Source organism: Enterococcus malodoratus ATCC 43197 (assembly GCF_000407185.1).
GTDB lineage: Bacteria > Bacillota > Bacilli > Lactobacillales > Enterococcaceae > Enterococcus_A > Enterococcus_A malodoratus.
Window position 1 is genome coordinate 682,588 of record NZ_KE136483.1, and the last position, 19,565, is coordinate 702,152.

Below are 19,565 nucleotides of genomic sequence, written 5' to 3' on the forward strand. Positions count from 1 at the left end.
AGCTAAATTTAAGCCAATTATACCAAACTTAATTCAAAAGGAAAACGCAGACTTCTAACCATTTGTTCGCTTTATGGGGTTATGTTAAAATGGACAAGATGAAAAAGGATGTTCGTCCAGATTTTACTGGATGATCTACGAAAATATTTTCACCAGAATAATAAATACATTTTAATAGAAATAAGGAGACGAGAGCATGATTACGTTAAAATCACCCCGTGAAATTGAAATGATGAATGAGTCAGGCGAATTATTGGCTGATGTCCATCGCCATTTACGGGATTTTATAAAACCCGGTGTCACGAGTATGGAAATTGAGAAATTTGTTAAAAACTTTATTGAAAGCCACGGCGGTATCGCTGCACAAATTGGTTTTGAAGGCTACGAATATGCGACGTGCTGCAGTATCAATGATGAGATTTGTCACGGATTCCCAAGAAATAAAGCCTTAAAAAAAGGTGATTTAATCAAAGTGGACATGTGTGTCGAATACAAAGGGGCTATGTCAGATTCTTGCTGGTCTTATGCAGTAGGAGAAGTCTCACCTGAAATCGAACGTTTGATGGAAGTAACTAAAAAAGCCATGTATTTAGGAATTGAACAAGCACAGGTTGGAAATCGAATCGGCGATATCGGGCATGCAATCCAAACATATGCTGAAGGCGAAGGTTTTTCAGTCGTACGTGATTTTGTTGGACACGGCATTGGCCCAACGATTCATGAAGAACCAGCGATCCCGCATTATGGTGTTGCCGGAAAAGGATTACGCTTAAGAGAAGGTATGGTCATCACGATTGAACCAATGATCAATACCGGTGTTTGGCAAATGAAGATGGATCCAAATGGCTGGACTGCTTATACACGTGATGGCGGCTGGTGTGCGCAATATGAACACACTTTGGCGATCACGAAAGAAGGACCAAAAATTTTGACTTCACAAGGCGAAGAAGGAACTTATTAAAACGACGAGGGATTTATGGGACCAATAGATAAAATTAAGAAGAATAAAAAACTAATGGATTTTATCCAATCGATCCAAAAACATTTAGCAGAGACAGAAATAGGCGACCGCTCCGTGGTAGTTGCCTATTATTTGTTGCTGTCCTTTTTTCCAATATTGATCATTGTCGGCAATCTGCTGCCATACTTCAATATTACACCAGCAACGGTTTTGCCTTACCTAAGCGAGGCTATTCCGCCAAATGTTTTCAGCTTTTTGAAGCCAGCGATTACTGGACTATTGGAAAATACTTCCGGCGGTATGCTGTCTATCTCAGTTTTGGCGGCATTATGGTCATCTAGTCGAGGCATCAATGCACTGCAAACAGCCTTGAATCGGGCTTATGGTGTTGAGAACCGAGGGAACTTTGTTATCAGTCGAATCGTATCGGTAGGGATCGTCGGTATTTTAATGATGGCAATTATCGCTGTCGCGCTATTCTTTAGTGCAGGGCAAGTAATTTTGGACGCATTACAGCAATTATTACGTTTTTCACCTGATATTATTGATACCTTTTTGACTTTGCGGTGGCCTGTCACGTTGATAGGTCTGCTGGTTATCTTGGGCGGTTTATATATCGTCATTCCTAATGCGCATGTGCGTATTAAATATGCTCTGCCAGGAACGATATTTGCGACAGTTGGCTGGATTGTTCTGGCACAAGGGTTTAGCATCTATGCTCAGACCTTCGCGCAGCGCGTCTCCGGTTATCAAATCATTGGAAGTTTTATCGTTTTGATGTTTTGGTTGAATTTTGCTGCGACGATTATCATATTTGGCGGCGTATTAAATGTGGCAATCGAGGAATATCGTACGGGGCAAGAGGTTACAGAAGGCTCTAATCGAGTCAACAAATGGTTCAATAGATTGAAGGATCGTTTCATTAAAAAGAAAAAATAATCTCAAGATTTTTGAAAGATTCTAGAAGAACCTTGTAAAGAGCGTTGAATCCTATATAATAATTTTAGTTAAAAAGGTAGGTGGCAATATGTTAGTATCACTCGGGCTGATCATTAAGTATTTTTTGACCTTCTTGATCGCGTTGATTTTGACCCCGATTTTTAAAATAATTTCGGTGCAAACAGGATTGGTTGATAATCCTAATGCGCGTCGGATGAATGAAGTGCCGATGCCTAGCGCGGGTGGTCTGCCGATTTTTATTACTTTTGCTATTTCTTCATTAATTCTATTTCGCAACGTGATTCCATTCGATTATATCAGCAAGATTTTAATCGGTGGCTTAATCATCGTTATTACAGGTCTTTTAGACGACAAGTATGAACTGACTCCTAGACAAAAAAGTGTCGGAATCCTCCTAGCTGGATTGGTCATTTATTTTTATGCAGATATTCAGTTTGATTTTTTCACGGCGCCATTGTTTGGTCGAATCAATCTTGAATGGCTGAGTTTGCCAGCAACATTATTTTGGATTTTTGGTATTACCAATGCACTGAATTTGATTGATGGCTTGGATGGTTTGGCATCAGGAGTATCGATTATCAGTTTGACGACAATTGGTGTGATTGGATACTTTTTCCTGCATTCTTCAACCGTTTATATTTCGTTAGCAATTTTTTGTTTAGTGGCAAGTATCATGGGGTTCTTTCCATACAATTTCCATCCTGCCAAGATTTATTTGGGGGATACGGGGGCATTGTTCTTGGGCTTTATGATGTCTGTACTGACATTACAGGGACTAAAAAATGTCACGTTTATTTCTTTGATCACACCGTTGATCATCTTAGGTGTTCCAGTGACGGATACTTTTTTTGCAATGGTTCGTCGGAAGGCTAAAAATATGCCGATCTCAGTTGCGGATAAACAGCATCTGCATCATCGACTGCTAAACCTTGGGTTTACCCATCGTGGTGCCGTGTTGACGATTTATGCAATCGCTGTGTTGTTCTCATTTTCGGCATTGTTACTGAACTATACAAGTCAAGTTGGGACGATTGTTCTGATTGTCGCGATGGTTTTTGCTTTGACATTCTTATTAGAACTTATTGGATTAATCAGTGAAAAATACAGCTTTATTACGAAAAGCTTCCGTTTCTTCGGAAACAAGGAATACCGTTCGCAAGTATTGCATAAATATTTTAAGAAATGAGTGTTGGCGTCCGTTATGAATATGAATGATACGAATGTGACTGTCAGCATCGTGACCCACAACAGTGACAAGATCTTTTTGAGTTTGGACTCACTGATTGAAACGTTAGGTGAAGATCAGACGATTCAAATTAGAATTTTTGATAATGCTTCAGAAGCGGATTATCGCAAGCATTTAGAGAGCTATCTTGCTTATCCATTCATAAAGATAATTTTCCACGAAGAGAATAAAGGCTTTGGGTTCGGTCATAACGCCAACCTTTTGGGAACTGATGGCTATGGGATCATCTTTAATCCAGACATCATCCTCTCTGAAAATCATTTAAAAGAAATGACAAATCATTTGGCTGAACAACCAGAATGCGGGTTGCTGGCGCCAAAAATTTTGAATGAAGATGGAACGACACAATATTTAATACGCAATCATTTGAATGTATTTGATTACATGCTGCGTTTCATTCCATTTAAGTTTGTTAAAAAGCTCTTTGCAAAACGTTTGGCTAAATTTGAGTGCCGCGATTTACCGGATGATCAAGATAGTTTGGTACGAATGATTTCCGGCAGCTTTATGGTGGCCGATTTGGCGAAATTCAATGAGATCGATGGCTTTGACGAGCGTTACTTCATGTATTTTGAAGACAATGACCTTTGTCGTAAAATGGAACAGGCTGGATACAAGGCGGTTTATAGCCCGCAATTTACAGTCGTTCACTTATACGAACGTGGAGCGGTCAAGAGTCGAAAACTGTTTTTTATCTTTTTACAGTCCATGAGAAAGTATTTTCAAAAGTGGGGCTGGCAATTTTTTTAATTTTGGAGGTAGGGAATGCAAAAGCAGCCCAAGACGCGAATCTCCGTTTGTATGGCGACATACAACGGCCGTCACTTTATTGAGGAACAATTGAACAGCATATTCCCACAACTTTCAGAACATGACGAGTTGATTATTTCCGACGACCATTCAACCGATGGAACGTGGGAATTTTTATTAGAGTTAAAGGCAAAAGATCCGCGAGTGAGACTTTTTCAAAATGACGGAAAAGGTTTAATCGCGAATTTTGCGAATGCTATCCAGCAAAGTGCTCATCCAATCATTTTTCTGAGCGATCAGGATGATATTTGGCATCTTGATAAAGTTGAAAAGACGCTGCCGTATTTTGAGAATCCGAAAACTAAAGTGGTCATTTCTGATTTAATTATCGTGGATAATGATCTTGAAATCTTAGTACCTTCCTATCAAGCGATGCGCCATACTCACTCCGGGTTTTGGCATAACATTGTGAAAAGCAGTTATATTGGTGCAGGGATGGCCTTCAGATCTGAGTTGAAAGAAATTGTTTTGCCGATTCCTGCTGAAGTACCCATGCATGATATGTGGATTGGACTGCTTGCGGATTATTATCGGGGGGTTGTTTTTATTCCTGAACAATTGGTTTATTACCGTCGCCATGGATTAAATGCATCGGAGATCAAGACGACCGCATCACGGGTTCAACAGTTCAAATGGCGCTGGAATGCTTTGCAGCTAGTCCGAAAAAGAATAAAAGAAATTAAAAAAAAGTAGCAAAACGATTTTTCTAATACTCAACATCAGGTATAATGTGTTCGTATGCAGAAAAAAGGATGACAGTTCTATCTGTTACAGTTTGAGTTACTGATCGTCTTAATCCTTTTGTGGCAAAAATAAATACACTATTAGGAACAGGGAGCGTAAGTATGAAAGGAATCATTTTAGCCGGGGGCAGCGGTACACGCTTGTACCCTCTAACCAAAGCAACTTCGAAACAGTTAATGCCAGTTTATGATAAACCTATGATCTACTATCCAATGTCTACATTGATGTTAGCGGGAATCAACGAAATTTTGATTATCTCAACACCGCAGGATACACCGCGTTTTGAAAATCTTTTTGGTGATGGACACGAATTAGGTATTCACATCGAATATGCGGTACAAGAGAGTCCAGACGGCTTGGCTCAAGCCTTTATTATTGGTGAAGAGTTCATTGGGGACGATAGCGTCTGCTTAGTTTTAGGAGACAATATTTACTACGGTGATGGACTATCACGGATGCTGCAGCGTGCGGCGAAGAAAACAGAAGGCGCAACAGTGTTTGGTTATCACGTCAATGATCCTGAACGATTTGGTGTGGTGGAGTTCGATGATGAGATGCAGGCTGTTTCAATTGAAGAGAAACCTGAAAAACCAAAATCACATTATGCTGTAACAGGGTTATATTTTTATGACAATGATGTGGTTGAGATTGCGAAAAACATCCAGCCTTCAGAACGTGGTGAGCTGGAAATCACTGATGTGAACAAGGAATATTTGAAACGCAATAAGTTATCAGTTGAAGTAATGAGCCGTGGATTTGCTTGGCTAGATACTGGTACTCACGAGTCTCTATTAGAAGCATCAACGTTTATTTCAACGATTGAAAAACGACAAAATTTAAAGGTAGCATGTCTAGAAGAAATTTCTTATCGAATGGGCTATATCACTAAAGAGAACTTGATTGAACTGGCTCAGCCATTGAAGAAAAATCAGTACGGACAATACTTACTACGTTTAGCAAAAGAGGATTAAGCATGGGAAAAATCAAAGTAACAGAAACGAATTTAACAGATGTTAAGATTATTGAACCTGCCGTATTTGGCGATCATCGCGGTTTCTTCACTGAAAGTTATTCAGTGGAAGCATTTAAGGCTGCTGGGATTGATTTTGATTTTATTCAAGATAATCACTCATTATCAACACAGCCGGGCGTCTTACGGGGATTGCATTTCCAAAAAGGCAGCTCCGCACAAACCAAATTGATTCGTGTCGTAACGGGTGCGGTTCTTGACGTAATCGTAGATATCCGTAAAGGCAGTCCAACGTATGGTAAGTGGGAAGGCTATATCCTTTCAGAACACAACCACCGTCAATTACTAGTTCCTCGCGGTTTTGCTCATGGATTCGTAACGTTGACTCCAAATGTTAACTTTATGTATAAATGTGACAACTACTATGACGCGGAGGCCGACGGAGGAATCTCATTCGCTGATCCAGATTTGGCGATTGATTGGCCAATTGATATTGAAAAGGCGATCACATCTGAAAAAGACGCGAAACAACCAACGTTGAAAGAGTTCGAAGCTGAGAATCCTTTCGTATATGGTGAAATTTAAGGATAGTAGTTCCGTTTTTGTGGAATAGAAGAAGCAAAGGCCTAACTGAATGATCTGCGTGTTGAGAATCAAACTTATTTTTAGATTTTAGAAAAATGAGTACTTTAATACGAAATAGGAGTAAAGTATAGATGAAAAATATTATCGTAACAGGCGGAGCGGGTTTTATCGGCTCAAACTTCGTTCATTATGTTGTAAACAATCATCCAGAAATCCATGTAACAGTCTTAGACAAATTGACATATGCAGGAAATAAGGAAAACCTTGCTGGTCTTCCCGAAGATCGCGTAGAATTAGTTGTTGGTGATATTGCAGATGCTGAACTAGTTGAACGTTTAGTCCAAGATACGGATGCAGTTGTTCACTATGCGGCTGAATCTCATAATGACAACTCATTGAAGGATCCATTTCCATTTGTACAAACAAATATTATTGGAACCTACACACTGATTGAAGCGTGTCGTAAAAACAATGTTCGTTATCATCATGTTTCGACTGATGAAGTATATGGCGATCTTCCACTAAGAGAAGATTTGCCAGGACATGGTGAAGGCGCAGGCGAAAAATTTACTTCGGAAACGCCTTATAATCCATCAAGTCCTTACTCATCAACTAAAGCTGGTTCAGATTTGCTGGTTAAAGCTTGGGTTCGCTCATTTGGCTTGCAAGCAACGATCTCAAACTGTTCCAATAATTATGGACCGTATCAGCATATTGAGAAATTCATTCCACGTCAAATCACAAATGTTTTGAGCGGTATTCGGCCAAAACTATATGGTGATGGTAAAAATGTACGCGACTGGATTCATACGAATGATCATTCTTCAGCCGTATGGGCGATCTTAACTAAAGGCAAAATCGGAGAAACTTATTTGATTGGTGCCGATGGTGAGGAAGACAATAAAACGGTCATGGAAATCATTTTAGAAGAAATGGGCCAATCAAAAGATGCTTACGATCATGTAAAAGATCGTGCAGGACACGATTTGCGTTATGCAATCGATTCTACTAAATTACGTGAGGAATTAGGTTGGACACCAGAATTCACTAACTTCCGAGCTGGGATAAAAGATACGATCAAATGGTATACCGAGCATGAAGATTGGTGGCGTGCTGAAAAAGAAGCTGTTGAAAGCAATTATGCGAAAAACGGCCAATAATACAAATTGAATCAGGCAGGTGCATCCTGCCTTTTTTTGAGAAAAGGAGTAGATATAGATGATCTTAATTACAGGTGGACACGGACAATTAGGAACTGAGCTACGTCAATTGCTGGATGAAAAGAAACTGGACTATGTTTCAACAGATGCCGATCAGTTAGATATTACCGATAAAGAAGCAACAAATACATTTATTAATGATATGAAGCCAGAAATCATTTATCATTGTGCAGCCTACACTGCTGTTGATAAAGCCGAAGATGAAGGCAAGGAATTAGATGAATTAATCAATGTTGAAGGAACACGTAATGTGGCAGAAGCAGCCAAAGCCGCTGGTTCAACGTTGATCTACATTAGTACGGACTATGTTTTTGATGGGAAGAAAAAAGATGGCATGTATCAAGTGGATGATACAACGAATCCATTAAGTGAATACGGCCGAACTAAACTTTTAGGGGAAAAAGCCGTTCAAGAAATCATGGATGATTATTATATCATTCGTACTTCTTGGGTATTTGGTATTTACGGACATAATTTCATTTATACAATGCAGAATTTGGCTAAGACTCATGATCGCTTAACAGTTGTCAATGATCAATTCGGACGTCCAACGTGGACACGTACATTAGCTGAGTTCATGACTTTTGTTATTGAGAAGAAGGCGCCTTTCGGGGTGTATCATTTATCAAATGAAGATAGTTGTTCTTGGTACGAATTTGCTAAAGAGATCCTAAAAGATACAAAAGTAGAAGTTGCTCCTGTAACTTCAGAAGAGTATCCGCAAAAAGCAACTCGTCCGCAATATTCAATTATGGATCTAAGTAAAGCCAAAGCTCTAGGCTTTGAAATTCCGACTTGGCAAGAAGCGTTAGCAAGTTTTCTTGAATTAGAAGCGAAACAATAAAAATTGGAGGTGAAAAGTTTGTTCGAATTAGTGATAGTTTTGTATAAGATGACATTTTCAGACTCGTCTACGATCACAAGTTTGAACAAACTTCTTGCTTCAAATAACTTTTTAGAAATCAGAAGGGTTCTGATTTTTGATAATAGCGAACAGGCAAGTGTGCCGCAAGGATTAGATAAACGTTTTTGTTATTACCACAGTCCTAAAAATATTGGGTTGGCTCAAGCATACAATTACGCAGCGGATCAAAGCGCTAAAGAGTCAGAGTGGTTATTGACCCTGGACCAAGATACGACACTCACAAGAGAGTATCTAGAAGAACTGATAACGAAGGCGTCCAATGTGCCAAAATCAGTAGCAGCGATAGCTCCAGTTATTAAAGATCATGAACAGCAGATTTCACCAGTCCGCAGCGATACATTACGTCCATTACATAAAGTATTACCTCAAAGCAATCATTCCTATTCAAGCGACGTGATGATAATCAATTCGGGGACGGCACTGCGCATGAGTTTTTTACGGGAGATAGGTGGATACAATCTAGTTTTTCCGTTGGACTATTTAGATCATTGGATGAGTTGGCGTATTCTCAGTGAAAAACGCCAGATCAATATCTTGTCAAGTGAACTGAATCATCGGTTATCGGTGTTAGATTATGCCAACAGTATGAATTTTTCTCGCTATCGAGCAATTTTACAGGCTGAAAAATGCTATTATTCTTTATATAAAACACAATTACTTGCGCGGTATCGTAGACAACTATTTCTTCGAGGATGCAAACAATTTATTACTGGAAAATTCAATTATGGGACGATCACATTTAAATTTTTATTCTCAGGAGGAAATAATGGAATCAAGAACACAAAAGCGAACTAGGGAAGTACCGTCATATAATGAAAAACCGAAAGTAAATCCTTTTCTATGGTTCATTGATCAATTTATTCGTTTTCGATATATCATTGGGGTACTTTTTCTTATTATAATTATCGCATTAAATCTAAATGGGAGTTCCATCGGTTCTTGGGACAAAATTGTTTCTGAGCGAAGTGATGATAAGAAATCGGATGTGATCTTCGGTGAAAATCGTGAGGTTCGTTCAGATGAATGGATGGTTCAAACACCTTTTTATTTCTCGCAAGCAGAAAGCGACTATCCAGTTGTAAATAAGCAGTACGGTAAAGAAGGGCAAAATATGATCATCGCCTACAATTCACCGGTGAAGGATTTAACTGTGATCGGCAAACCGTTTAATTGGGGCTTTTTCTTTTTAGGAAAAGAACGCGGGCTCTCTTTTTATTGGGGATTTAAAATCATCAGTATGCTGCTATTGAGCTTTGAGCTGGTTATGATTTTAACGAAACGCAACAAATATTTGTCGTTGCTGGGCTCGTTTTGGATTACTTTTTCTCCGTCAATTCAATGGTGGTTTATGCAGCATGTGGGCGATCTGATGTTTTTCACATTGGCAATCATGGTGGCAAGTTATTATTTTATTGCGAAGCATGAAAATGTTTTGATGCGGCTGTTTATGATGGCGCTGATTGTCATTAATGGGATTGGTTTTGTTCTGGTGCTGTACCCGGCCCATCAGGTACCATTGGTTTATCTGATTTTGTTCTGGCTGTTTGGAACGTTGATCCATTTCAGAAAAGAACTGGTTTTAGATATTTGGGACCTGCCGATTATTATTGGTGGATTGGGAATTATCGGTTTTGTTCTTTTCCATTTTTATAGTACATCAAAAGACGCGATTGATGCGACGCTTAATACGATTTATCCAGGACATCGAGAGGCTGAAGGCGGAGGAAGACCGCAGTCTGATTTCTTCTTATTCCTGACAAACTGGAAAATTCCGTTTGATAATTTTAATTTCCATGGAACGAATAATGGCGAAGTTGCGTCCTACTTCAACTTCCTTCCATTAACAGTCCTATTGTCACCATTTATTTTCTTTTCTAAAAAGGGCAGGGAAGAAAAATACATGGGAGCAATCTTAGGTCTGTTCTGTCTCTTTATTTTTGGCTGGACATATTTTGGCTATAGTCATGGCATTGCGAAAGTTTTAATGCTGACGTATGTAACCAGCACGCGCAGCTTAGTAACGTTAGGTTTCGGCGCTGTCTTACTGTCTTTATGGATGATCAATTTTATTTGGGAATATACAAAAATTCCTTGGTGGATAAAATTGATTTTCTTAGGACTTATTATGATTATGGCAACTCATTCGGTAACATCCTCTATTATGGGATTGTATTTCAATAACTTTGAAATTTTTATGACGTTAGTAGTATTTGCTTTAATCATGTTTGCTTTGTTGTTTAAACTAAAGAAGTTTTTTATACTGGCAATGACTATTCTCATTTTGGTCTCCGGGATTTCGGTGAACCCAATCGTTCATGGAACAGGGGCAATTGACAAGAAAACATTGGCTGAAGAAATCGTTAAGATCAAAAAAGAAGATCCGAATGCACTATGGCTGTCAGAAGATAATCTTTACAACTTTACGCCGGCATTAGGAGTCAAGACGATCAACTCAGTCCGTTTTTACCCAGATATGAAATTATGGCACAAAATTGATCCTAAGCATAAGAATGAAAAGTATTATAATAGATATGCACACGTACGAGCATTTATTGATAAGGGAAAGACGGATTTTCGTTTGGACCGACCAGATAATTTTACGGTCAATCTTAATTTTACCGATTGTAAAAAGCTGGGGATTAAATATGTAATCAGTAACCGGCCGCTTGAAGATTATAATGCATTGAATTACGCGCAGTTTGAAAAATTGTATGGTCCAGATAAGGATAAGTGGACGATTTATCGCTTAACATTTACTTCGGATGAAGCACAAGCCGAAGCAGATGTAGATATTGCCCCAATTGGCGGAACGAATAATTACCAAGAAATCCCTCAACCAGCACCAGCTGAAGATGGATATATTAATTAATCGAAGTTCGGAGGAAAAAAATGATACAAATAAAAAGAAGCACATCAAATCTATTAAATTTAATTAGTGCGTGTATTCTGATTGGAATGACGTTGCTGTGCTTTTTCCTTTGGACAAAGGGTATTGGAACTCAAGGAATGTTCAATATCTATGCTAATATGAATCGTTATATGCCTATCGGAGCAACGATCGTTTTGCTATTAAACGTTTATCGTCTGAAGCTGGGGGATCTGATTTGGATTGGTGTCGGGATACTTTCAATTATCTTTTTTCATCAGTTTGATGAGCTAAGACAGGCGGGTTTCTTGCAGGATATTACAATCGCTTTGATTATTTTGATAGTATTGGATTTCAAATTAGTCGAATTTACAAAAGAATTACGGCTGATCTTTGCTGGTTTGATGGGAATGGTTCTATTAATCACAGCTTATCGAATATTTACGGAGATTCCTGATCCAGTTGCGGGTATGAGCATTTGGGATAAAAGCAATAAGCTGCAGGAGATTTGGATCAATACGAATACCATCGGCAGCAGTGTGATGTGCTCAAGTTTTTTGGCGGCGACGCTGTTGCAGTCACTTGAACGAAGCTGGGCAAGAATTTTAAAATACCCAGTTTACCTTGTTGCGTTAGCTTGTACATGGGTCGTTCAATCACAGGCTGCATTTATTGCAGTTGTAGTGTTTGTACTCTTTGATGTATGGCCCAATTTTTTGAAAGAAAAGGTCAAATGGGGATACGGAATCGGCTACAGTGTTTTTCTGATTGGCATCTTTCCTTTGTCGTTGTTTTTGGCAAACTCCAGCAGCATCGATTTGTTTACCGGACGGGAAGATATTTGGAAACATTTTTACGATACCTTGTTTGAAGTGAAGGAACAGTTCTTGGTAGGCATGCCGCCCTTTACGTTTCAGCGTGGCCAACAGATTCTAGGAAATCATAATAGTTACAATGCAACTCTAGGTCAATTTGGTTTAGTTGGATTAGTGTTGATGAGTATGTTTATCTTATATAATGTTTGGCTGATCATCGTTAAAGAGGATACACAGGCAACGCAACTAAGCTTCATTATTGCTTTTTTTGCTGTACTTATGCAGTCAACGATGGAAGATACATTGATGGCGCCATATTGGATTCCGATTACGTTTTGTTTATTAGGACTTGCTTGGCAAAAGAATCCAATAGATGAGGATTTTTATGATTACTCGGTAAATGTTTTCGATCCAACGGAAGAAGAAGCGTTTGAGGTGAGACCGACACGCAAAAGCCGACGAGGCTAAAAGGCTAGGTTTCGGACGAGTTGTCCTAGTAGAATAGAAAAATGAAGTATCTCAGATGAACTCAATTGTTAAAGAGTTCGTTTGAGATGTTTTTTTGTTTTAAATAAGTATCGATGATAATCATTTAAAGATTAGAAAGCTATTATCTATGGAGAATGAATATGAGAATTAGAAAATCGGCTGTTATTTATGAAGAGAGAGTATATTAATAATACGGTAATAGATCGCGGCAAGACTTTTATTTTAATTCAAAATAAAGAATATGGTGTTGAAAATCCCATTATAAAAGGCTTATTTTATGTGTATAGAGATCTCAGGTGAAAATAATTCTTAAAAAAGAAGGAAGAACATATGGAAGAATATGGGTTAAGCAGAAACCAGCTTTTTACCTTAACACGCAAGACCTTGGAAAAGCGAGTAAACAATTATTACCAAACGACCAATGACGGTAATGGTGCGATTGAAATATTGATAGCGCTTCAAGTGAGAGAAGAGTTGTGCGAGGCAGACTTTTCAATGATGCTGATGGAGTTAGTCCAACACATTTTCTTACGCACACGTTCTACGGCGGCAATGCGACGATACTATCTTTACTTTGCTGAATATTTCGAGAAAAAAGAATGGCGGCTATTATCTATTAAATTATTTCCCGCGAAAACGTATATCGCTGAAAAGCTCCGGACTTTATATACTCAATTTATTAAAGAACCTTTGGCAGGATTAGTCGGTTCATGACGAAGAACCTAGTAACGGTATGAAATAAAATAGAAAGGAAAGAGACGATGACCACATTAAAAGCAGAATTCGAAAAAAGTAATGGGAAAATCCATTATTTACAGTTGAAAAATTTCGATCTGACGAAGACCGGAGAAGAGATCAAAGCGTCTTTAACAAAATTGACTAAGTTGAACCTATTTGAAAAGAATGGTGTCGGCTTATTTAAAAAGGTTCGTCACGCGACGCTAATCAAAACAATAGAAACGATTATTTTTGATGATCGCATCGATGCGCATGTTGAATTGACGGATTCCTCATTAAGCAATACGGAATCACACGTTCAAATAGAAGAAACGGTATCAGTAGTTGAAGAGCCTAGACAAGCTATTCGCGAGCAGGAGGAGGTTCAGATGGCTCATGATTTCGTTGTCTTGGAAGAGAAACCAGAACCCGATGTATTGATCCAAACCATCGAACTACCTGAACAAGTAAATCCAAGAGAACTAACTCAAAGCGATGCTTTGTCAATAGTTGTTTCCTGTATGCCCAACGACTATACATTGGGAAATATTCAGATTGAGGACAATGAATTGCCTACGAGGCTTATTTTGACAGAGAGACTTAAGAAGTCAGAAACACAGGATATGGAAATCGCGCAGGCTCCACCAGATGTACCAAAGAAAAAACGAAAAAGATTGTTAGATCGAATCCGAAAGCGAGAGTAGCTCGCTGCATTTTTCCCATTAGAAAATCCAACGTTGGTATGGGAGAAAGTCAGAATTTTTAACTTGGAAAGAAAATTTAATAAAAATTTTAGCTCGCCGAAATGGCGGGCTATTTGTCGTAGGCATCGATAGACAAAGAGTATCAAAAATCTATGTTACATGTGATGAATCAACAATCGAAGCGATAAGGTCATTTTAGCGGCAGCGAGTAAAGAAAATAAGGCCTTGCGAGGCAGTTGGAATTAACGAAGCTTTTCTTAATAATCTTGCTTTTACATATATCTTTCTGTAGAATAATAACGTTAATCAACTGTAGAAATAATAAATCAAGCGTTAGATGAGAGGAATAAAAATGTTTAAAGACTTACTTAGTTTTTTTAAAGAAATTTTTCAAAATCGTACCTTACTAAAACAATTTTCAGTGAATGATTTCAAAGCGCGTTATGCTGGGTCGGCTCTGGGAATTTTTTGGGCCTTTGCTAATCCGTTAGTGATGGTAGTTACTTATTGGTTTGTCTTCGGGGTCGGATTCAAGGCAGCGATGACGGATGGAAAATATCCATTCATTGTTTTTCTATTAACAGGGCTGGTACCATGGATGTACTTTTCAGAAGTATTAGGTTCAGCAACGAATGTTTTTCGCGAATATAGCTATTTAGTAAAAAAAGTCGTATTCAATATTCGCATTTTGCCATCTGTTAAATTATTTTCGGGATTATTTATGCATATCTTTTTCATCGCTATCGCTTTGATAGTAGCGATTTTTAATCACGCGATTCCGAATCTGCACATGTTGCAGCTGCTTTACTATCTTTTCGCGATGATGATGTTTTTAACAGGACTGACTTGGATTACTTCTTCCATTCAGCCATTTTTCCCGGACATCAATCAATTTATTGGTGTGATTATGCAGGCACTAATGTGGGGAACGCCGGTACTGTGGAGTATCAATCAATTTGCGGCCCACCCAACAATCCAATTTATTTTAAAATTCAATCCTATGTTTTATGTGGTCCAAGGATACCGAGACGCGTTCTTTGGTGAACAATGGTTTTGGGAAAAACCGTTGTTAACGATCTATTTCTGGGTTGTGACTTTGATTCTATTAGTGGTCGGCAGCATTGTCTTCAAACGCTTGAAACCACATTTTTCTGATGTTCTATAAGGAGATAAATTTAAATGACTGAAACAGTAATCGAAATTAACCACTTAACTAAAAAATATGATATGTATAAAAAGCCTTCTGATCGTTTGAAGGAGGCGCTGAGCCCAACAAGAAAAACCTATCATGAAGTTTTTTACGCATTGAATGATGTGAATGTAGAAGTAAAAAAAGGCGAAATGATCGGATTTATCGGAGAAAATGGTTCTGGTAAATCAACGATTCTAAAGATCATTACGGGTGTTTTGACACCTTCAGAAGGCGAAGTAAAAATCGAGGGAAATATCGCAGCACTTTTGGAACTAGGCTCCGGATTCAATCCAGAATACAGCGGATATGAAAATATTTTCCTTAACGGGATGGTTCTAGGCTTTTCTCGTGAAGAAATGATGGATAAAGTTGATGATATTATCAATTTTGCTGATATTGGCGACCATTTATATCAACCGGTCAAAACCTATTCAAGCGGGATGTTTGTGCGTCTTGCTTTTGCTGTGGCGATCAACGTCGATCCTGATATTTTGATCGTCGATGAAGCATTAGCGGTTGGTGACTTGGAATTCCAATTAAAATGTATGGAAAAATTTACCGAATTGCGGAATGCCGGAAAAACGATTCTATTCGTTTCTCATGATGTAAATGCGGTTCGTCGTTTCTGTGACCGAGTGTATTGGTTGAAAAATGGTGTTGTTGAAGCAGAAGGCGAAACAATGGATATTACAGAGAACTACGAAAACTTCTTGAAGAAAAAATCATTGAAAACCATTGACCGTGACAACTCTACTTCAGAAGACTTTTCTGCTTACGATATCGTAGAAGTAAAATCGGCTGAACTATTGGATGGCGACCTGCAACCTTTAGAAATTATTGAACAAGACAGCAAGGTTGTTGTGAAAGTGACTTATAATGTAAAAGATGACTCGATCAAGAAGCCTGTATTAGGTGTGGCGATTCGTACAGTCGACAACAATTATGTTTGCGGTTTGAACACGTTATTGGACGAAGAATCGATTCCTTGGAAAAAAGGGGAGAATGTCTTCTATTTAGAATATGAAAAGATGGCACTTCTAGGCGGCGAGTATTACTTCGACGTAGCTGTTTTTGAAGAAAATGCGACCGTGCCGTTGGTTTATAAAACAAGATATTTGACCATGTTCATCTCTGGCAAATATGTCGGTGAAGGCATCGTCGTTTTGGATCATAAGTGGAAGGATACGATTTAATTATGAAGTATGATTTTGATTTATCGCTTGAAGAGCATACAAGTGTGGGGAAAATCATCAGTCAGATCACTGAAGGTTCTTACGTTTTAGAATTTGGTCCTGGTAATGGCCGAATGACACAATATTTGATCAACGAAAAAAAATGTGAAGTATCGATCGTCGAATTTGATCCGGTCTTATTTGAGCACGTCATGGGCTTTGCCCAGGACGGCTTTTTAGGAAATATCGAAGAATACAAATGGAATGATCATTTTGCAGATAAGAAGTTTGATTTTATTATCTTTGCGGATGTTCTAGAGCATTTGACGGATTCAGAAAAGGCGCTTGAAGAAGCAAGTAAATTCCTGGCACCTAATGGGGAGATACTATTAACTTTCCCAAATTTGGCACACAATTCAGTGATGATTGATTTATTCAACAACCGATTAGACTGGAAACAATATGGACTGCTGGATCGGACCCATAATAGTTTTTATACTCAGCATGGTTTTGAAGAGCTGTTTGAACGAATTGGCTTATCCATCCGCCGTGAGGATTTTACCTATTCGCAGGTTGGTCAGAATGAATTATCAGCAAGTTATGAAGAATTGCCGGAAATGGTTCGCTATGATTTCAAAAACCGTCCTTTTGGCGAAGTCTATCAGTACTTCTATGCGTTGCGGAAAGAGCCGGTTGAACGACCAGAACGGGTCGAACCGATTAATTCAAATTATAATAAGCAGATACAATTGGCTTATTTAATTGATGGTAAATTTGAAATTGAACCTTACATTCTCAACAATCAAACCGGGGAAAATAAGGTTACAGAACATCAAGCACCAGAGCATACAGACCAATTACGGATCGTAATCGGTAAGGTTCCTGCGGCAATTCAACTATCGGTTGTCGTTGATAATAAATTATTGACCGTCAAAGAGACGAACGCTTCTTGGTATCAAGAGGATCTATTTATGTTCCCTGCAGTACTAGAGGAACCGTATGTGATCGTGGATGGTGCGATGGTTGCGGGTAAATCATTTACTGTAAACGTCAATGTACTGAATGAAGAAGAATTTTTCCCGTCAGAAATAAAAGTGATGGAAGATGTAGCAAATGAAAAAGAAAAGAACCGTTTGCTAACATTGAAGTTGAACTATCTGGACCATTATAACTATCAGCTAAATAATATTCCTTACGTAGAACCAAGCGCTGAAATGGAAGGAATCAAACTGACGATCGAATCAATCGAAAATAACGAGTCCGAAAACGAAGCAATCATCAAGGGCTGGGGATTTTCCGAAGCGACGAAAACGCCATTGAAGTACTTATTGGCTGAATCAATGAATCGGCTGCAGGTCAATTCGATTTATCGCCCAGATGTGAATGAAGTTTTTGGCATCGACTCGACTGAGAAGTTTGGGTTTATTTTAACGGCTAAAAATATGCAAGTGCTGGATGCAGTAAAATTATTTATTCTAGATGATCAAGATCAGATTTATCCAGTTATTGCGAAGCATTCACAACAGGTAAATACACCGGTGGCGAGAAAAATTCGTCATTTACTTGGCTCCATCAAACGAAATGGCTTTTCTGGAGCGGTGAAGAATTATCAACGTTCAAAACAACAAAGCGCAAATTATGAAGAGTGGATGACCAAGGTTGAGGAACCAACGCGTGCACAACTAATCGAGGCTTCAAAAGAATTAGCCTTCCAACCAAAGATTTCATTGGTTGTGCCGGTTTATAATGTCGATGAAAAATGGCTGCGTGCTTGTGTGAAATCATTGACGGATCAAATTTATGCAAATTGGGAGCTGTGCTTGGCAGATGATGCCTCGCCAAAAGCCCATATCAAACCGCTACTACAAGAACTAGCGGCTGCAGACGAACGAGTGAAAATTGTTCTGCGTGAAAAAAATGGACATATCTCAGAGGCGACAAATTCCGCAATTGATATTGCGACGGGGGATTATATTGGGTTCTTGGACAATGATGATATTTTGGCTGACACAGCATTATTGGCTGTTGTTAATGCTTTGAACGAAGATCAGAGTCGAGAATTTATTTACACCGATGAAGACAAGTTATCGATGAGCGGCAAACGGTTTGACCCATTCTTCAAACCTAATTGGAATGAAACATTATTACTGGGACACAACTATATTACTCATTTTGTCGTTGTGAAACGTTCGATCGTAGAGAAAGTCGGCGGGTTACGAACCGAGTTTAATGGCAGTCAAGATTATGACTTTGTTTTACGGGCCACCGAAGCGGCAAAAGAAATCTACCATGTTCCTAATATCCTTTATCACTGGCGCACAATCGAAACATCAGTAGCGATGGACCCGCAGAGTAAAGAATATGCCTATGTGGCTGGACAAAATGCGGTGCAAGCGGCTATTGAACGGCGCAATTTAGATGGTGTTGTATCAATGACGAAAAATTATGGTGCCTATAAGGTCGATTTCAAATATGAGAGCGAACCAAAAGTTTCAATCATTTTAAGCGGCAAATCAAGCGAGAAACAATTGATGAAACTATTAACGACGGATTGGTCTAAATTTGAAATCTTAACCAATAATGCCGCAGTTACCGATGAGCGTATTCGTACGTTTTCTAGTAAGAATGAAAATGACTTAGCGAAAGAAGCAACCGGGGAATTCTTAGTATTCTTAACCGAAGAACTTGTTCCTACTCAAATCACTTGGCTAAAAGAAGCGATGAACTTTGTTCGTTTGCCGAATGTTGGTGCAGTCACAGGCAAAGTGATTAGCAAAGATGAAGCTATCTTGAATTGCGGTGTGATTATTGATCCAGCACACGAGCGTGTTGTGTATGAGCAGCAAGGACTATCTAACAAAACGATTGGAACGTATTTCCGCCCAGCCTTGCCGCGTGAAATTTATACAACGACCGAAGATGTGGTCATTATCAGTAAAGAGACTTTCTTCTTGCTGAATGGTTTTGATCTGACCTTGCCAACTGCGATCAAAGGAATCGACTTTTCGATCCGCTTAGCAAAAGAAAACAAGAAACTGATTTTCGATCCTTATTTTGAAGTACGCCATCCAGGCGAAAATCACTTCAATATCAAAAAAGAAGCTTATGATGCTTTGACCAATAAATACTCTCAAGAATTGAACGATCCATTGATCAATCCAAATCAATTCAGCATAGGAGGTTAATCCG

At 38.8% G+C, this 19,565-nt stretch carries 17 protein-coding genes; all 17 read left to right on the forward strand.

The window, feature by feature from the left end; all coding sequences use genetic code 11:
• Window positions 1-196 precede the first annotated feature (196 nt).
• The 17 genes from map to I585_RS18785 all read left to right on the forward strand — a co-directional run bounded on the left by map (window position 197) and on the right by I585_RS18785 (window position 19,561).
• The gene (map, locus tag I585_RS18705) at window positions 197-961 is read left to right on the forward strand and encodes a type I methionyl aminopeptidase (RefSeq protein WP_010740464.1); all 765 of its coding nucleotides are present in this window, start codon (window positions 197-199) and stop codon (window positions 959-961) included.
• Between the two features lie 15 nt (window positions 962-976).
• Entirely contained in the window at window positions 977-1,900 is a 924-nt protein-coding gene (locus I585_RS18710; RefSeq protein ID WP_010740463.1) for a YihY/virulence factor BrkB family protein, read from the forward strand.
• 88 nt (window positions 1,901-1,988) lie between these two features.
• The gene (locus I585_RS18715) at window positions 1,989-3,107 is read left to right on the forward strand and encodes a glycosyltransferase family 4 protein (RefSeq protein WP_010740462.1); all 1,119 of its coding nucleotides are present in this window, start codon (window positions 1,989-1,991) and stop codon (window positions 3,105-3,107) included.
• 15 nt (window positions 3,108-3,122) lie between these two features.
• Window positions 3,123-3,917: a glycosyltransferase gene (locus I585_RS18720; protein ID WP_010740461.1), complete on the forward strand. Its 795-nt coding sequence runs from the start codon at window positions 3,123-3,125 to the stop codon at window positions 3,915-3,917.
• A 15-nt stretch (window positions 3,918-3,932) separates the two neighbouring features.
• Window positions 3,933-4,670 (forward strand): glycosyltransferase family 2 protein, encoded by a 738-nt coding sequence (locus I585_RS18725; protein ID WP_010740460.1) that lies wholly within the window; start codon window positions 3,933-3,935, stop codon window positions 4,668-4,670.
• Between the two features lie 152 nt (window positions 4,671-4,822).
• On the forward strand, window positions 4,823-5,692 hold the full coding sequence (gene rfbA, locus I585_RS18730) for a glucose-1-phosphate thymidylyltransferase RfbA (protein ID WP_010740459.1): 870 nt from the start codon (window positions 4,823-4,825) through the stop codon (window positions 5,690-5,692).
• 11 nt (window positions 5,693-5,703) lie between these two features.
• Entirely contained in the window at window positions 5,704-6,276 is a 573-nt protein-coding gene (gene rfbC / locus I585_RS18735) for a dTDP-4-dehydrorhamnose 3,5-epimerase (RefSeq protein ID WP_099050646.1), read from the forward strand.
• A gap of 131 nt (window positions 6,277-6,407) precedes the next feature.
• Window positions 6,408-7,436 carry a dTDP-glucose 4,6-dehydratase gene (gene rfbB, locus I585_RS18740; protein WP_010740457.1) on the forward strand — a complete coding sequence of 343 codons (1,029 nt, stop codon included), beginning with the start codon at window positions 6,408-6,410 and terminating at the stop codon, window positions 7,434-7,436.
• Between the two features lie 58 nt (window positions 7,437-7,494).
• Window positions 7,495-8,340, forward strand: coding sequence for a dTDP-4-dehydrorhamnose reductase (gene rfbD / locus I585_RS18745; RefSeq protein ID WP_010740456.1), 846 nt, complete (start codon window positions 7,495-7,497; stop codon window positions 8,338-8,340).
• Between the two features lie 9 nt (window positions 8,341-8,349).
• Complete coding sequence (locus I585_RS18750; RefSeq protein ID WP_232089441.1) at window positions 8,350-9,216, forward strand: glycosyltransferase; 867 nt, start codon at window positions 8,350-8,352, stop codon at window positions 9,214-9,216.
• The gene (locus I585_RS18755) at window positions 9,188-11,290 is read left to right on the forward strand and encodes a DUF7657 domain-containing protein (RefSeq protein ID WP_010740454.1); all 2,103 of its coding nucleotides are present in this window, start codon (window positions 9,188-9,190) and stop codon (window positions 11,288-11,290) included. Before I585_RS18750 ends, I585_RS18755 begins: the two co-directional genes overlap by 29 nt.
• Window positions 11,291-11,310: 20 nt before the next feature.
• Window positions 11,311-12,570 (forward strand): EpaQ family protein, encoded by a 1,260-nt coding sequence (locus I585_RS18760; protein WP_010740453.1) that lies wholly within the window; start codon window positions 11,311-11,313, stop codon window positions 12,568-12,570.
• Window positions 12,571-12,921: 351 nt separating this feature from the next.
• Window positions 12,922-13,305, forward strand: coding sequence for a hypothetical protein (locus I585_RS18765; RefSeq protein WP_010740452.1), 384 nt, complete (start codon window positions 12,922-12,924; stop codon window positions 13,303-13,305).
• Between the two features lie 47 nt (window positions 13,306-13,352).
• Window positions 13,353-14,012 carry a DUF2922 family protein gene (locus tag I585_RS18770; protein WP_010740451.1) on the forward strand — a complete coding sequence of 220 codons (660 nt, stop codon included), beginning with the start codon at window positions 13,353-13,355 and terminating at the stop codon, window positions 14,010-14,012.
• 352 nt (window positions 14,013-14,364) lie between these two features.
• Complete coding sequence (locus tag I585_RS18775) at window positions 14,365-15,177, forward strand: ABC transporter permease (protein ID WP_010740450.1); 813 nt, start codon at window positions 14,365-14,367, stop codon at window positions 15,175-15,177.
• A gap of 14 nt (window positions 15,178-15,191) precedes the next feature.
• Entirely contained in the window at window positions 15,192-16,397 is a 1,206-nt protein-coding gene (locus I585_RS18780) for an ABC transporter ATP-binding protein (protein WP_010740449.1), read from the forward strand.
• Window positions 16,398-16,399: 2 nt separating this feature from the next.
• Window positions 16,400-19,561, forward strand: coding sequence for a glycosyltransferase (locus I585_RS18785; RefSeq protein WP_010740448.1), 3,162 nt, complete (start codon window positions 16,400-16,402; stop codon window positions 19,559-19,561).
• Window positions 19,562-19,565: the final 4 nt, after the last annotated feature.

Excerpts from the sequence above, each read along its gene's own strand:
- I585_RS18785 (WP_010740448.1), top strand. The coding sequence starts at position 16,400 with ATGAAGTATGATTTTGATTTATCGCTTGAAGAGCATACAAGTGTGGGG.
- I585_RS18760 (WP_010740453.1), top strand. The coding sequence starts at position 11,311 with ATGATACAAATAAAAAGAAGCACATCAAATCTATTAAATTTAATTAGT.
- I585_RS18775 (WP_010740450.1), top strand. The coding sequence starts at position 14,365 with ATGTTTAAAGACTTACTTAGTTTTTTTAAAGAAATTTTTCAAAATCGT.
- rfbD (WP_010740456.1), top strand. The coding sequence starts at position 7,495 with ATGATCTTAATTACAGGTGGACACGGACAATTAGGAACTGAGCTACGT.
- I585_RS18770 (WP_010740451.1), top strand. The coding sequence starts at position 13,353 with ATGACCACATTAAAAGCAGAATTCGAAAAAAGTAATGGGAAAATCCAT.
- map (WP_010740464.1), top strand. The coding sequence starts at position 197 with ATGATTACGTTAAAATCACCCCGTGAAATTGAAATGATGAATGAGTCA.
- rfbA (WP_010740459.1), top strand. The coding sequence starts at position 4,823 with ATGAAAGGAATCATTTTAGCCGGGGGCAGCGGTACACGCTTGTACCCT.
- I585_RS18765 (WP_010740452.1), top strand. The coding sequence starts at position 12,922 with ATGGAAGAATATGGGTTAAGCAGAAACCAGCTTTTTACCTTAACACGC.
- I585_RS18780 (WP_010740449.1), top strand. The coding sequence starts at position 15,192 with ATGACTGAAACAGTAATCGAAATTAACCACTTAACTAAAAAATATGAT.
- rfbB (WP_010740457.1), top strand. The coding sequence starts at position 6,408 with ATGAAAAATATTATCGTAACAGGCGGAGCGGGTTTTATCGGCTCAAAC.
- I585_RS18720 (WP_010740461.1), top strand. The coding sequence starts at position 3,123 with ATGAATATGAATGATACGAATGTGACTGTCAGCATCGTGACCCACAAC.
- I585_RS18710 (WP_010740463.1), top strand. The coding sequence starts at position 977 with ATGGGACCAATAGATAAAATTAAGAAGAATAAAAAACTAATGGATTTT.
- I585_RS18715 (WP_010740462.1), top strand. The coding sequence starts at position 1,989 with ATGTTAGTATCACTCGGGCTGATCATTAAGTATTTTTTGACCTTCTTG.
- I585_RS18725 (WP_010740460.1), top strand. The coding sequence starts at position 3,933 with ATGCAAAAGCAGCCCAAGACGCGAATCTCCGTTTGTATGGCGACATAC.
- I585_RS18755 (WP_010740454.1), top strand. The coding sequence starts at position 9,188 with ATGGAATCAAGAACACAAAAGCGAACTAGGGAAGTACCGTCATATAAT.